Genomic DNA, 13,534 nt, shown 5'->3' with positions numbered 1-13,534 from the left:
TGCCGGCAAGGCTACCCGGTTCGCCGCGCTGCGTCGAGACATGCGGGGCATGCCGGGGCTGTCGCCCGACCACTAGGACTGCAGCGCCGAAGCATTCAGTCGCCGCTGAGGTGCAGCACGATTTCCCGGCGATGCGGGCTGTCGCGGTGCTCGAACAAGTAGATTCCCTGCCAGGTGCCAAGCGCCAGCCGCCCCTGCGTGACCGGGATCGACAGCGAAACGGCGGTCAGTGCCGCCTTGATGTGGGCCGGCATGTCGTCGGGGCCTTCTGTCGTGTGGACCACCCATCGCATCGAGGGATCGTCGGACGGCGGCACGAGGCGGCGGAAGAACTGCTCGAGGTCGCGGCGGACATCGGGGTCGGCATTCTCCTGGATCAGCAGCGAGCAGGAGGTGTGGCGCACGAAGGCGGTCAACAGGCCGGTCTCGACGCCCGCCTCGTCCACGAAGGAGGCGACGCGCTCGGTGATCTCGTAGAGCCCCTGCCTGCGCGTCGCCAGCGTCAGCAGCGTTTGTGCCGCTGTCATCGGTCCGCCTGCGCCGGCATCAGGCTGCCTCCCCGCCAAGCGCTTCGCGCGCCGGGCGAAGCCGGTGGCAGCGGACGATACTTGCAGATGGGGAGAAGATGTCGCTGGGCATGGGCGCAGGACGCCACAGGCCAGCGCGACGTGTCAAGCACGCCGGGAAAGCGGCCGAGACAGCCCCGTTCACCAGCGTCCGTTGCGACGATTCCAGGCAAACAGCAGATCGGCGAAGCGGTCGTAGGCAAAACGCGTCACCGGCAGCAGCATCCTGTTTCCGAGGAGCGACGCCAGCCAGCCCTCTCCCGGCGTCGCGCGCCAGATGGCGATGGCAACATCCGCCCCCACCAGCAGGCGTTCGTCCGCCTCGGTTGCGTGCAGCCTGCGCCTGACATCGTCGAGCGCCGCACCATGGGCCGCCAGCGCGTCCGGTTCGAGATTGATATCGCGAAACGCGATGCGACCGGCCTTCACCGCCTCGATGAGCCGCTTCTTCTGGTGCCTGATGCCGGCGTCGCAGACCGGGCATCGTGTGTTGTACCAGACGGTCAGGGCGGGAAGCGTCGTCGTCATGGGAACAGCCTCGTCCGAAGACCGAACCTTGCAGCGCGAGGAAGGGCATTCAAGCCAATTCTCCGCACCTCGACCCTTGCGGACCGATCCGAGCTGGACCGAGCTACTTCGCCACCGCCAGCATGGCCACGAGCTTGGCCAGCGCCACGAGGAAGGGTGCCGCGTGAAAGAGCAGGTCGAAGATGTCGAGCGGGCGCACCAGCGTTACGGCGCCGAGCATCTTCAGCTTTTCCCAGATATGCGGCTCCGGCACGAAGGGCGCCAGGCCAAGCGTCAGGCAGGCAATGAGAATCCAGCTCCAGGGGAGCTGGTCGAGAAGCTGAACGAGTTGCTGCATAAGGGATCGGGCCCCCAGCATGACATGGCCGCCGGAAGGTTTCGGCAGCGCTCGGCCTCATGTCATGCCGGCGATCACGGTTTTCCAGCACAAAACATTCAAATGAGTGCATATGTCGCGCCGTCAATGCCCTCCCCCGGACGTGCAAAAGCCCGGACCTGGTATTCGTCAGGCCCGGGCTTTCTTGTTCTTTTCCCGAAGAGAACGGGATGTCAGCTGTCGAGGAAGCTCCTGAGCTTCCGCGAGCGGCTCGGATGCTTCAGCTTCCTGAGCGCCTTCGCCTCGATCTGGCGGATACGCTCGCGCGTCACCGAGAACTGCTGCCCGACTTCTTCCAGCGTGTGGTCGGTGTTCATGCCGATGCCGAAGCGCATGCGCAGCACGCGCTCCTCGCGCGGCGTCAGCGAGGCCAGAACGCGCGTCGTCGTTTCGCGCAGATTGGCCTGGATCGCCGCGTCGATCGGCAGGATCGCCATCTTGTCCTCGATGAAGTCGCCGAGGTGGCTGTCTTCCTCGTCGCCGACCGGCGTCTCGAGGCTGATCGGCTCCTTGGCGATCTTCAGGACCTTGCGGACCTTTTCGAGCGGCATGGCCAACTTCTCGGCCAGCTCTTCCGGGGTCGGCTCGCGGCCGATCTCGTGCAGCATCTGGCGCGAGGTGCGCACGATCTTGTTGATCGTCTCGATCATGTGCACCGGGATGCGGATGGTGCGCGCCTGGTCGGCGATCGAGCGCGTGATCGCCTGCCGGATCCACCACGTCGCATAGGTCGAGAACTTGTAGCCGCGGCGATACTCGAACTTGTCCACGGCCTTCATCAGGCCGATGTTGCCTTCCTGAATCAAATCAAGGAACTGCAGGCCGCGGTTCGTGTACTTCTTGGCGATCGAGATGACGAGACGCAGGTTCGCCTCGACCATTTCCTTCTTGGCGATCGCGGCTTCGCGCTCGCCCTTCTGGACCTGGTTGACGATGCGGCGGAATTCCTGGATCGAGATCGCGGTCTCGGTCGCCAGGTTCTGGATTTCCTGCCTCAGGTCGCGGATGGCGTCCTTCTCGTTGCGGGTGAATTCCTTCCAGCCGCGCGCCGACAGGTTGGAGATCGACTTGATCCAGTTGGGATCGAGTTCGGAACCCTGGTATTCCTCGAGGAACTGCTCGCGGCGCACGCCGTAGCTCTCGGCGAGCCTCAGCAGCTTGCCCTCGTTCTGCACCAGGCGCTTGTTGATGTCGTAAAGCTGCTCGACCAGCGCCTCGATGCGGGCGTTGTTGAGCGACAGCGACTTCACAGCCTTGATGAGCTGTTCCTTGAGCTCCTTGTGGCGGCGCTCTTGGCTCGGCGACAGCGTGCCGGCGGCGGCGAGTCGGTTCTCGACCTGCTGGTCCTGCAGCTTGCGCAGCTTTTTGTAGGTGTCGGCGATGAGGTCGAAGGTCTCCATGACCTGCGGCCTGAGTTCCGCCTCCATGGCGGCGAGCGACAGGCTGGCCTCGTCCTCGTCGTCCTCTTCCTCCTCGAGCCCGCGCGTGTCGGCGCCGACATTGGTCACGTCGTCGTCGTCTCTGTTGGGGCGGCGGAAGCGGTCGGCGGCAGCGGCGGGCTTGGCCTCTTCCTCGGTGCGCGGCGCGATCGCCGGCGCCTGCTTGGCCTCGGGGCCGGCGTAGGTCGTCTCGAGATCGATGATCTCGCGCAGTAGGATCTTCGATTCGTTGAGCTCGTCGCGCCAGATGATGATGGCCTGGAAGGTCAGCGGGCTCTCGCAGAGCCCGGCGATCATCGTCTCGCGGCCGGCCTCGATGCGCTTGGCGATGGCGATCTCGCCCTCGCGCGACAGCAGCTCCACCGAGCCCATCTCGCGCAGATACATGCGCACGGGATCATCGGTACGGTCGGTCGGCTCTTTCTTGGTGGTCGTGGCGGCGACGGCCGTGCCGGTGCGCTCGGCCAGCTCGTTGGCGTCTTCCTCGGCGTCGGCCTCGGTCTTCTCGGCCTCGCCCTCGTCGCTGGTCTCGTCATCCTCGACGACGTTGATGCCCATGTCGGACAGCATCGACATCGTATCCTCGATCTGCTCGGAAGTGACCTCTTCCGACGGCAGAACCGAATTCAGTTCGTCCATCGTGACATAGCCGCGCTTCTTGGCGGCCTTGATCATCTTCTTGACAGCATCGTCGGAAAGGTCGAGCAAGGGCCCATCGGTTGTGCCTTCGCGTTCCGTTTCGACCTCTTCCTTTTCCTTAGTCGCCATGCTTTGCTTTCTCCAAGCCGCGGTCCCTGCAAGCCTCGGCGGCCGGGGACCGAAATAGTGAAACACGCTCGCCGAACCTGCGCCTGACGGCCAGTACCAGCACGTGTCTTAAGTACCGATTAACCTTGTCAAATGGGGCGGGTTCCCATCCCCGTCCACCCGGCAGCCAGTCCATGCCTTCATCATCGGGCCCAGTCCTGCTGCAGGTCCACCTTTCGAATCGTCCTGATTCCGGCATTCTGCCGAAACGTCAAGCGCCTGTCGCATGATTCGCGCCAAAAAAGCGAATCAATTGGTCAGGAGCCGCGTCCCGCCCTTCCCGACGAAATCCCGAAACCTTCGATCAGCGCCTCGGTGGCCTGTACGTCGCGGAACTGCGTCTGGATTTCCACCAGATGACGGTAGTTTTCGTCGGTCGGTTCGGTAGCCAGCGCCATTTCAGCCGCTTTCAGCTCCTTATGTAGCGTTCCGGCGCTGCGGTGCAAGTGCAGTGCCTGGGCGAAGGCGTCGCGCGCGTCCTCCAGCGCGGCGTCCTCAAGCACCGGCCAGAGGCGCGCCCTGCGGATCAGCGCAACGGCGCGCTCCCAGCGCTCCTTGTGGCCGGCGCGCTCTATCGCCTCGAGCACGGCCCTGCGGTCGTTGCCGGCACCATGCGCCATGGCGTCGATCAGCGCCGTGTGAAGCAGCCTCAGATCCGGATGCGACAATTCGAGCATCTCGCAGTGATCGAAATTTTCCTCGACGAGTTCAGGATGGTTGACGAGCGCCGCCACGATCGCGGTCTCGCGCAGGGGCATGATGCCACCGGCCCGCTTGACCAGCGCCGAGCGCGCCAGGCTCTCCGAGACGGCAAAGCGGCTGGCCGCCGCGCCCGGCTTGGCAAACTGGCCGCCCTGCGCCTTGTCCGGCTTGTTCCAGTCGCCCTTGCCGCGCGGCTTCTCGCGCGTCCTGCCGAAGAAGGCCTGGACGCGCTCGCGCATCTCCTGCTGGTAGTGGAAGCGCAGGCTCTCGTCCTTGATGCGGCCGGTCAGCTCGCGCAGCCCCTTTTCGAGTTCGGCCTTGCGCTCGGGCGTGTCGAACAGGCCGCCGGCGGTCTCGCGCAGCCACAGCAGGTCGGCCAGCGGACGCGCGTCGGCCAGCACCTTGCGAAAGCCCTCCGGCCCTTCCGCCTTGACCAGATCGTCGGGGTCCTTGCCTTCCGGCAGCAGGGCAAAGCGCGCCGTCTTGCCCGGCTCGACCATCGGCAGGGCCATGTCGGCGACCCGCCATGCGGCTTTCAGGCCGGCCTGGTCCCCATCGAAGCAGAGCATCGGTTCTCCGGTCATCCGCCACAGCAGTTGCAGCTGGTTCTCTGTCAGCGCCGTACCGAGCGGGGCCACCGCGTTCTCGAAGCCCGCCTGCGCCAGCGCGATCACGTCCATGTAGCCTTCGACGACGAGAATGGTGCCGCCGCGGCCCTGCGCCTTGCGGGCGCGGGCGAAGTTGTAGAGCACGTTGCCCTTGTGGAAGAGCTCGGTCTCGGGCGAGTTCATGTATTTCGCCAGCGCGTCCGGTGCCAGTGCGCGGCCGCCGAAGGCGATGATGGCGCCCCGCGAATCGGGGATCGGGAACATGATCCGGTCGCGGAACCAGTCATAGGAGACCGGGATGTCGTCGCCGTGCCGGACCAGCCCGCAGGCCTCGATATCGGCCTTGGCGATGCCCTTCGAGGCCAGGTGCTCCTTCAGCGCGTTGCGGCTTTCGGGCGCATAGCCGAGACGGAAGGCCTGCTGCGTGGCCGGCGTCAGGCCGCGTTCGCGCAGATAGGCGCGCGCCCTTGCGCCGTCGGCCGACTGCAGGCGGTCCTCGAAGAACCTCGTCGCCATTTCCATGACGTCCTTGAGGCTGGCGCGCTCCTGCTGGCGCTTCTCGGCATATTCGTCGCGCGCCGGCATCGGCACGCCGGCCAACTCGGCGATCCGCTCGACGGCTTCCGGGAAGCTGACATTCTCAAGCTCGGTCAGGAACTTGAAGTGGTCGCCCGAAACGCCGCAGCCGAAGCAATGGTAGCGGCCCTTCCGGTCCTCGCAGTGGAAGCTCGGCGACTTCTCGCCGTGGAACGGGCAGTTCGCCCAGTAGTCGCCGCGCTGCGCGTTGGTCTTCTTCCTGTCCCACGTCACACGCTGCCCGATCACCGATGAAATCGGCACGCGGTCGCGTATCTCGTCGAGGAAGGATGTGTCGAAGCGCATGATGGAGACTCTCTCGGCTTCTATATAGGCGCGGCGGGCGTGGCGTTCGACTCCTATCGTCGCGCTTGCCCGGTATTCACAGGCCCTCCACAGCCGGCCGGCGGAACTGCGGGGGGCGAACCGCCGTTGCCAAAACGCCGGAGAACACCGGACGCGGCGCCATCGGCATGGCCCAATGGGCCGAATTTCATGGACGGTTACTATTAACCGGCTAACATATAGACGATATCGACATGATTGAGATTCGTCCCCTTTCAACGCCTGCCAGCCGCCCCTTGGCGGCGGCACCCACGCATCCTGCGGAGCGCCGCGTATGAGCGGCTCGCTCGTCCTGCTGCATCTTGCGGGCGCCGTCGCGCTGCTCCTGTTTGCGACCCGGCAGGTGCGCACCGGCGTCGAGCGCGCCTATGGCGACGTCCTGCGCTTCAAGCTGCGGGCAATCCTCAAGAACCCGCTGCTTGCGGTCGCCGCCGGCGCACTGCTGGCCATCTGCCTGCAGAGTGCCACGGCCGTGGCGCTGATCGTCGGCTCCTTCGCCGGTTCCGGCATCGTCGGCGGCGCATCGGGCCTGCTTGCCGTGCTGGGCGCCGATGTCGGCTCGGCGCTGGTGGTCAAGCTGCTCAGCTTCGACCTCGAGGCGCTGGTGCCGCTCTGCCTCGTTGCCGGTACCGCGCTGTTCATGTCGACGTCGCGGCGCAACCTGCTGCAGCTCGGCCGCATCCTGATCGGCATCGGTCTTCTCATCCTGTCGCTCAGGATGATCGGCGAGGCTTCCGAGCCGCTGCGCGAAAGCCGCATCCTGCCGGTGGTGGTCAACTACCTCTCCGCCGACCCGGTGACCGCCTTCCTGCTCGCCGCGATCATGACTTGGCTGTTCCATTCGAGCGTCGCGGCCATCCTGCTGCTGGTCGCACTCGCGTCGCGGGGTCTTGTCCCCGCCGAACTCGGCATCGTGCTGGTGCTCGGCGCCAATATCGGCGGCGGCATCATCGCCGTCATGCTGTCGCGCGCCGCGCCGCTCAAGGCGCGCATCGTCCCGCTCGGAAACCTCATCATGCGCGGCACGGGCGCGCTCATTGCCATGGTCGCCATGGTCTGGCTGAAGCCGCCGCTCGACCTGCTCGGCGCCTCGGCGCCCGAACAGCTGGTGCATGCCCATATCGTCTTCAATCTTGCGCTGGCGATCGTCGGCATGCCGCTCGCCGGTCTCGTCTTCAACCTTGCCGAACGCATCACCCTGATGAAGGAGCCCGTTTCGGCCGGCGAGGAACTGGCGGCGACGGAACTCTCGGCGCTTTCGGAAAGCGCGCTCGACACGCCGAACCAGGCGCTCGCCAATGCCACGCGCGAGGTGATGCGCATCTGCGAGACCGTCGAGATCATGCTGAAGCGGATCATCGAGCTCTACGAGCAGACCGACGACGAGAAGATCAAGGCGCTCGCCGACCTCGACGACCGGGTCGACCGCAAGCACGCGGCCATCAAGCTCTACCTCGCCAAGGTCACCAGCCGCACGCTTACCGAGGCCGAGGCGCTGCGCTGCCAGGAACTGATCGGCGCCTGCGTCAAGCTCGAGCAGGTCGGCGACATCATCGTGCGCAACATGCTGGTGCACGTGAAGAAGAAGTTCGACCGCGGACTGGAGTTCACGCCGGAAGGCTGGCTGGAGCTCTGCGCCTTCCACGCGTCGGTCATGGCCAATGCGCGCATGGCCTTCAACGTTCTCGTCTCGCGCGACCAGCAGACGGCAAGCCAGCTCGTGGTCGAGAAGGACCGGCTGCGCGACCTCGAGAAGGTCACCAGCCAGAACCACTTCCTGCGCCTGCGCGACGGCTCCGCCAAGAGCGTCGAGACCAGTTCCATCCACCTCGACACCATCCGCGACCTCAAGCAGATCAACTCGCTGCTCGCCTCGATGGCCTACCCGGTGCTGGAGGAGCAGGGCCTGCTCAGGGGCTCGCGACTGAAGGCCGGCTAGCGGACACCGAGATTTTGGCGCTGCTCTTGCGACCCGATTGAGATAAACTGATCGCCCGGCCAGAATTTCTGGATTGCCCGGTTGCCGGGTCCATGGTTTGACGCCGTCCTCGCAAGCCAACGCCATGCAGAGGCACCCATGTCGCTCCCTCTCGTCGCCCTGTTCATTGCAGCCTTCGCCTTCGGCACCACCGAATTCGTGATCGCCGGCGTGCTTCCGGAAGTCGCAGCAGGTCTCGGCGTCTCGATCCCGGCGGCCGGCTATCTCGTCTCGGGCTACGCCGTCGGCATCGCGGTCGGCGGCCCGCTGCTCACGCTCGCCACCAACAGGTTTCGTCGAAAACCCCTGCTGCTGGCGCTGACGCTCGCCTTCACGATCGGGCAACTGGCCTGCGCGCTGGCGCCCGACTTCACCTCCATGCTGCTGTTCCGCATCGCCATCGCGGTGGCGCACGGCACCTATTTCGGCGTCGCCATGGTGGTTGCCGTCGGCCTCGTGCACGAGGACAGGCGCGGCATGGCGGTCGCGCTTATCCTCGCCGGCCTCACGGTCTCAGGCGTCGTCGGCGTGCCCATCGGCACGGCGATCGGCAATGCCTGGGGCTGGCGCTGGACCTTCTGGGCGATGTTCGGCCTCGGGCTGGTGGCAATCGCCGCGATTGCCCTGATGCTGCCGCCGCGGACCGGCGCTGCAAGAACGACCGTCAGCTTCGGCAGCGAGGTCAGGGTACTCGGCCGCCAGCAGGTCTGGACCTCGCTGATCCTCATGCTGATGCTGATGCTCGGCCAGTTCGTGCCCTACACCTATATCGCGCCGTTGCTGCAGCAGGTGACCGAGCTCGACGCCAGCGTCGTGCCATGGGTCCTGCTGCTCAACGGCATCGGCGCGACCATCGGCGTCTTCGTCGGCGGCAAGCTGTCGGCGGGACGGCTTCTCATGCCCTCGCTCATCTCGATGCTCGCGCTGCAGGGCGCAGTCCTGATGACCGTCTACCTTGTCAGCCCCTATCCCCTGCCGATGATCGCTGCCTTGACCGCCTGGGGAGCGCTCAACTTCGCCATCGGCACGCCGATCCAGACCCGCATCCTGAGCTGGACCGCCGACGCGCCGAATCTCGCATCCTCGCTGATCCCGTCGGGCTTCAACATCGGCATCGCGATCGCCGCCTCTTTCGGATCGATGCTCCTGGCTTGGGGCTATTCCTACCGCGCACTGCCGCTCGTCGGCGTCGCGGCGATGACAGTGGCCACGGCGGTGGCGCTCGGGTCCTATCTGCGCGAATTGCGCAGCGGCGCCGCGATGCCGCTGGCGGCAGGCGCGCAGGCATCGCCATAGGACCCGACACCCCGGCGGCGCGGCGGCCGGCCGTCACGTTCCAATCGGACGGCAATCCGTAGAAGGCAATTCCATGTGCCGCCGGCCGGGCGCAGCGATGCTGCCTTGCGGGGCAGGTCGGCAAGCGCCTACACCTTTCTTTTCCGGCTCAAGTGAAGGACTGCGCATGGACACCCGATCGCGAAGTTTCGCCAAGGCCATCAGTTGGCGCGTCACCGGCACCATCGACACGATGATCATCTCGCTCATCATCACCGGGAGCGTGAAGCTGGCAGCCGCAATCGGCTTTACCGAGGTGGTGACCAAGTCTCTGCTCTACTACTTCCACGAAAGGGCATGGCTGCGCATCCCCTATGGCCGGGGAACGCCTGCCGCCAGAACCGAAAAGGTCTGATTGCGGCAAAGATCGCCGCGCCGCGGCGCTAGATCATCGGCAGGCTGTACGGCTTGGGCCCGCGCGGAAAGGCCGCGTCGATGCGCCGGATTTCCTCGGCACTCAGCCTGAAATCACCGGCTGCCGCATTGTCGGCCGCATGCGGCACGCTGGACGCCTTCGGGATGGCGAAGATCGGCTCCCAGTGCGTCAGGAATGCCAGCGCGACCTGGCGGGGGCTCCTGCCATGCGCCTCGGCGATTTCCTGCAACACCCGTCCGCCGCGCGATTGCGGGCCGGGAAACCGGTCATGCCCGAACGGGCTGTAGGCCACCACCGCGACATCGTTCTTCTTGCACCACGGGATGACCGCGTGCTCGATCGCCCGTTCCTCCAGGTGGTAGAGCACCTGGTTGCAGGCGATGGCGCCGGGGCCGGCTATCGCAAGCGCCTCGTCAAGGTCGTCCTCGTCAAAATTGCTGACACCCCAGGACAGGATCTTGCCGGCCTGCCTGAGCTCCTCGAAGCCCGCGATTGTCTCTTCCAGCGGGTGCTGGCCGCGCCAGTGCAGCAGGTAGCAGTCGAGCCGGTCGGTGCCGAGGCGGGCGAGCGAGCGCTCGCAGGCCCTGACGGTGCCGGTGCGCGAGGCGTTGCTCGGCAGCACCTTCGACACCAGGAACACCTCGTCGCGGCGACCCTCGATCGCTTCCGCCACGACCAGTTCGGCCTCGCCATACATCTCGGCCGTGTCGACATGGGTCATGCCGAGGTCGAGCCCCTTGCCCAGGACGTCGGCCGCTGCGGCGTGGTCGCCGCCGTCGATCAGCCAGGTCCCCTGCCCGATCAGCGACACGTCGCACGCCAGACTGCCGAAGGACCGCTGCAGCATCGCCCGCGCGTCCCTACTGCAGCCGGCTCTTGACGATGCCGCTTGCCTTGCCGAAATCCATCTGGCCCGGGTATTTCTCCTTCAGCGCGTTCATCACCTTGCCCATGTCGCGCAGGCCGCTGGCGCCGGTCTCGCTGATCGTCGCTTCGATGGCTGCCTGAGTCTCGGCCTCGTTCATCTGGCTCGGCAGGAAATTGCTGATGATGGCGATCTCGGCATTTTCCTTGGCGGCGAGTTCCGGACGGTTGCCGTCCTCGAAGGCCTTGGCCGATTCCTGGCGCTGCTTCACCATCTTGGTCAGGATCTGCAGGATCTCGTCGTCGCCCGCCGCCTCCTTGCCGGTGCCGCGGTTGAGAATGTCGCGGTCCTGGATCGCGGCGCTGACCATGCGCAGCGTCGAGACCAGTTCCTTGTCCTGTGCCTTCTGCGCCGACTTCAGCGCCTCGGCGATTTTTGCGCGCATCAGATGTCTCTCCTGTGGAAGGCGCAGAACATAGCCGGGCGGACGGTCCTAGGCAAATCGCAATCCTTCGCGGCAAGCCATTGATTTTCCTCGCTTTAACATTTTGCCACAGCACGCCCCGCAATCATTGACCGGCGCGGTGCCTTCACCTATGTACTGGGCCTTGCATGGACTGAATGACGATTGGCAGCGGAGGCACCGGATTTTGCCGCCGCAGCCGGCAACGCGCCTGCCAGGCGGAAGCCCTTCCGCCGGCTGCGCCGCAGCGCACCAGGAGAAATGACATGGCCACATCGACCGCCCCCTGGGCCAGCGAAAAGCCGACCGCCCTCCTCGTGCTGGCCGACGGCACGGTGATCGAAGGCCGGGGCCTCGGCGCCATCGGCAGCGCCGTCGCCGAAGTCTGCTTCAACACGGCCCTCACCGGCTACGAGGAAATCCTGACCGACCCGTCCTATACCGGGCAGATCGTCACCTTCACCTTCCCGCATATCGGCAATATCGGCACCAATGACGAGGATCTCGAGGACCTGACGCCGGCGGCCCGCCACGGCGCGGTCGGCGCCGTCTTCAAGGCCGACGTCACGGCGCCTTCCAACTACCGGGCGCGTGAACATCTCGATGCCTGGCTGAAGCGGCGCGGCATCGTCGCCATGTCCGGCATCGACACCCGTGCGCTGACCGCGCTGGTGCGCGAAAAGGGCACGCCCAACGCCGTCATCGCGCATGCGCCGGACGGCGTCTTCGACATCGACGACCTCAAGGCGCGCGCCGCCGCCTGGTCCGGCCTCGTCGGCCTCGACCTCGCCAAGGACGTCACCTCCGGCCAGTCGTCGGTGTGGAGCGAGACGCCCTGGGTCTGGAACGAGGGCTTTGGTGAACAGGCCGGACCGTCCATGCATGTCGTCGCCATCGACTACGGCGTGAAGCGCAACATCCTGCGCCTGCTCGCCGGTCTCGGCGCCAAGGTCACCGTGGTTCCGGCCAGCACCGGCGCGGACGAGATCCTCGCCATGCAGCCCGACGGCATTTTCCTGTCCAACGGCCCGGGCGACCCGGCCGCGACCGGCGAATACGCGGTGCCGGTCATCAAGGACCTGCTGAAGACCGAGATCCCGGTGTTCGGCATCTGCCTCGGCCACCAGATGCTGGCGCTGGCGCTCGGCGGCAAGACCGAGAAGATGCACCAGGGCCATCACGGCGCCAACCACCCGGTCAAGGACCACACCACCGGCAAGGTGGAAATCGTGTCGATGAACCACGGTTTTGCCGTCGACGCGGAATCGCTGCCCGACGGCGTCGAGGAAACCCATGTCTCACTGTTCGACGGCTCGAACTGCGGCATCGCGCTGACCGGCCGCCCGGTCTTTTCCGTCCAGCATCACCCGGAAGCGTCGCCCGGCCCGCAGGACTCCCACTACCTGTTCCGGCGCTTCGTGAACCTCATTCACCAGCGCCGCGGCGAGCCGGTTCTGGCCGAGCGCTGACGTCCCGCTGATTCGCAGTCTGCCGGCCGGCGACTGTCCCGAGGGATGCCCAATCCCCGGGTGACGCTGCGTGATGCGTCGCTTTTACGCAGAAAAACCGTTGACTGCGGCATTTTTGACCCAGCTTCGTCACATTTCTGAATATGGTGTGAGCCTGCAGGTGGGGGCTTGCTTGGAGTGCTATACGTGAGAAGTCCCCTCAAGCTCGCCCACCGCCGAGCACCCGAGTCGCCGGAGCCGCCTGGCCCGCCGCGACCCCTGCTGCCTGTCACCCCCAAGACGCGGCGCATTGCCGCCATCTCGTCCGTCTGCGCGGTCATCGTCGGTGTCGGCACCGGCAGTGCGCTGTTCGTCGATTATCTCGCGGACCGCGCCATGGCCCGCGCGGCCAACACCATCCCCGTCAAGGTGGTGCGCGAAATCCGCATCGCCTCCGACAGCAGCATCGCCAGCGATGCCATCGACGGTGAGGATTCGCCCCCGGTGGTCAGGCCGCCGGAAATCGTCACCACTTTGCCGGTCCCGCCTGCCCCGGCGCAGGCATCCGAGGTTCCCGAATCCGACATAGATGCCGTCGAGACCGCGGCGCTCGACCCCGACGCTGCCGATCCGTCCGATATGCTGCCGGTTCTGTCGGGCGACGCGGAAGAGGACATGCCGGCTTCGGATGACGTTGCGACGTCCCCCTCCTCCGATCGCGTCGACAAAGAGCAGAAGTCGGCATCGCTGCCGCCCGAACCCGCGGAGGAGGAGCTTGCGTCGCTTCCGGGCGTCGAGGTCGGCGGGCTGACGGGCGAGAGCTCCGGGTCGGGCAAGCCTGCCCGCATCGTGAAGGCCGTCAACATGCGCGCGCGTGGCCAGAAAGGCGCCAAGGTGCTGGGCGTTCTTCCGGCCGGCACAGCCGTCAGCCTCTACGGATGCCAGTCCTGGTGCGAGATCAGCTACAATGGTCGCAAGGGCTGGGTTTACAAGAGCTTCGTCGGCTCGGCGGCCGCTGCCGAGAGTTCCGCCGCCGACAAGCAGGCCTCGGCCGACGAGGCCCCGACCGGTTCAGACCGTTTTGTCGTCAAGTCGCAGCGCGGCGGCGACCGCTGAGCGACA

General features: G+C 66.0%; 12 protein-coding genes. 5 read left to right on the top strand and 7 right to left on the bottom strand.

What is annotated here, in order from left to right; all coding sequences use genetic code 11:
- Nucleotides 1–95: 95 nt before the first annotated feature.
- The 5 genes from ACT2BZ_RS15195 to dnaG all read right to left on the bottom strand — a co-directional run bounded on the left by ACT2BZ_RS15195 (nucleotide 96) and on the right by dnaG (nucleotide 5,908).
- Nucleotides 96–527, bottom strand: coding sequence for a secondary thiamine-phosphate synthase enzyme YjbQ (locus ACT2BZ_RS15195; protein ID WP_457935972.1), 432 nt, complete (start codon nucleotides 525–527; stop codon nucleotides 96–98).
- A 180-nt stretch (nucleotides 528–707) separates the two neighbouring features.
- Nucleotides 708–1,094, bottom strand: coding sequence for a thiol-disulfide oxidoreductase DCC family protein (locus ACT2BZ_RS15190; protein ID WP_457935971.1), 387 nt, complete (start codon nucleotides 1,092–1,094; stop codon nucleotides 708–710).
- A 103-nt stretch (nucleotides 1,095–1,197) separates the two neighbouring features.
- Nucleotides 1,198–1,431 carry a hypothetical protein gene (locus ACT2BZ_RS15185; RefSeq protein WP_457935970.1) on the bottom strand — a complete coding sequence of 78 codons (234 nt, stop codon included), beginning with the start codon at nucleotides 1,429–1,431 and terminating at the stop codon, nucleotides 1,198–1,200.
- Nucleotides 1,432–1,643: 212 nt separating this feature from the next.
- Nucleotides 1,644–3,677 carry an RNA polymerase sigma factor RpoD gene (rpoD, locus tag ACT2BZ_RS15180; RefSeq protein ID WP_457935969.1) on the bottom strand — a complete coding sequence of 678 codons (2,034 nt, stop codon included), beginning with the start codon at nucleotides 3,675–3,677 and terminating at the stop codon, nucleotides 1,644–1,646.
- Between the two features lie 296 nt (nucleotides 3,678–3,973).
- Entirely contained in the window at nucleotides 3,974–5,908 is a 1,935-nt protein-coding gene (dnaG, locus tag ACT2BZ_RS15175) for a DNA primase (protein ID WP_457935968.1), read from the bottom strand.
- A gap of 313 nt (nucleotides 5,909–6,221) precedes the next feature.
- Here dnaG and ACT2BZ_RS15170 point away from each other — a divergent pair, with 313 nt between their 5' ends.
- The 3 genes from ACT2BZ_RS15170 to ACT2BZ_RS15160 all read left to right on the top strand — a co-directional run bounded on the left by ACT2BZ_RS15170 (nucleotide 6,222) and on the right by ACT2BZ_RS15160 (nucleotide 9,615).
- On the top strand, nucleotides 6,222–7,886 hold the full coding sequence (locus tag ACT2BZ_RS15170; protein WP_457935967.1) for a Na/Pi cotransporter family protein: 1,665 nt from the start codon (nucleotides 6,222–6,224) through the stop codon (nucleotides 7,884–7,886).
- A gap of 138 nt (nucleotides 7,887–8,024) precedes the next feature.
- Nucleotides 8,025–9,221, top strand: coding sequence for an MFS transporter (locus ACT2BZ_RS15165; RefSeq protein WP_457935966.1), 1,197 nt, complete (start codon nucleotides 8,025–8,027; stop codon nucleotides 9,219–9,221).
- A 166-nt stretch (nucleotides 9,222–9,387) separates the two neighbouring features.
- Nucleotides 9,388–9,615, top strand: coding sequence for a DUF2061 domain-containing protein (locus ACT2BZ_RS15160; RefSeq protein WP_457935965.1), 228 nt, complete (start codon nucleotides 9,388–9,390; stop codon nucleotides 9,613–9,615).
- A gap of 28 nt (nucleotides 9,616–9,643) precedes the next feature.
- On the opposite strand, the gene ACT2BZ_RS15155 is transcribed toward ACT2BZ_RS15160, so the two are convergent.
- Both ACT2BZ_RS15155 and ACT2BZ_RS15150 read right to left on the bottom strand, forming a co-directional pair.
- Complete coding sequence (locus ACT2BZ_RS15155; protein ID WP_457935964.1) at nucleotides 9,644–10,483, bottom strand: aldo/keto reductase; 840 nt, start codon at nucleotides 10,481–10,483, stop codon at nucleotides 9,644–9,646.
- Nucleotides 10,484–10,496: 13 nt separating this feature from the next.
- A complete protein-coding gene (locus ACT2BZ_RS15150) occupies nucleotides 10,497–10,946 on the bottom strand; it encodes a GatB/YqeY domain-containing protein (protein ID WP_457935963.1) in 450 nt (149 codons plus the stop codon).
- Nucleotides 10,947–11,230: 284 nt separating this feature from the next.
- On the opposite strand from ACT2BZ_RS15150, the gene carA reads away from it, so the two are divergent.
- Together carA and ACT2BZ_RS15140 are read left to right on the top strand one after the other, a co-directional pair.
- The gene (gene carA / locus ACT2BZ_RS15145; protein ID WP_457935962.1) at nucleotides 11,231–12,433 is read left to right on the top strand and encodes a glutamine-hydrolyzing carbamoyl-phosphate synthase small subunit; all 1,203 of its coding nucleotides are present in this window, start codon (nucleotides 11,231–11,233) and stop codon (nucleotides 12,431–12,433) included.
- Between the two features lie 186 nt (nucleotides 12,434–12,619).
- Nucleotides 12,620–13,528: an SH3 domain-containing protein gene (locus ACT2BZ_RS15140; protein WP_457935961.1), complete on the top strand. Its 909-nt coding sequence runs from the start codon at nucleotides 12,620–12,622 to the stop codon at nucleotides 13,526–13,528.
- The last annotated feature ends 6 nt before the right edge of the window (nucleotides 13,529–13,534 follow it).

The organism is Mesorhizobium sp. 10J20-29, assembly GCF_054130485.1.
Note: the sequence above shows the minus strand (reverse complement) of the source record. Positions and strands in the feature narration are given on the sequence as shown.

Coding starts and splice junctions, on each gene's coding strand:
- ACT2BZ_RS15155 (WP_457935964.1), bottom strand. CDS start 10,483: ATGCTGCAGCGGTCCTTCGGCAGTCTGGCGTGCGACGTGTCGCTGATC.
- carA (WP_457935962.1), top strand. CDS start 11,231: ATGGCCACATCGACCGCCCCCTGGGCCAGCGAAAAGCCGACCGCCCTC.
- ACT2BZ_RS15150 (WP_457935963.1), bottom strand. CDS start 10,946: ATGCGCGCAAAAATCGCCGAGGCGCTGAAGTCGGCGCAGAAGGCACAG.
- ACT2BZ_RS15190 (WP_457935971.1), bottom strand. CDS start 1,094: ATGACGACGACGCTTCCCGCCCTGACCGTCTGGTACAACACACGATGC.
- ACT2BZ_RS15160 (WP_457935965.1), top strand. CDS start 9,388: ATGGACACCCGATCGCGAAGTTTCGCCAAGGCCATCAGTTGGCGCGTC.
- dnaG (WP_457935968.1), bottom strand. CDS start 5,908: ATGCGCTTCGACACATCCTTCCTCGACGAGATACGCGACCGCGTGCCG.
- ACT2BZ_RS15185 (WP_457935970.1), bottom strand. CDS start 1,431: ATGCAGCAACTCGTTCAGCTTCTCGACCAGCTCCCCTGGAGCTGGATT.
- ACT2BZ_RS15165 (WP_457935966.1), top strand. CDS start 8,025: ATGTCGCTCCCTCTCGTCGCCCTGTTCATTGCAGCCTTCGCCTTCGGC.
- rpoD (WP_457935969.1), bottom strand. CDS start 3,677: ATGGCGACTAAGGAAAAGGAAGAGGTCGAAACGGAACGCGAAGGCACA.
- ACT2BZ_RS15170 (WP_457935967.1), top strand. CDS start 6,222: ATGAGCGGCTCGCTCGTCCTGCTGCATCTTGCGGGCGCCGTCGCGCTG.
- ACT2BZ_RS15195 (WP_457935972.1), bottom strand. CDS start 527: ATGACAGCGGCACAAACGCTGCTGACGCTGGCGACGCGCAGGCAGGGG.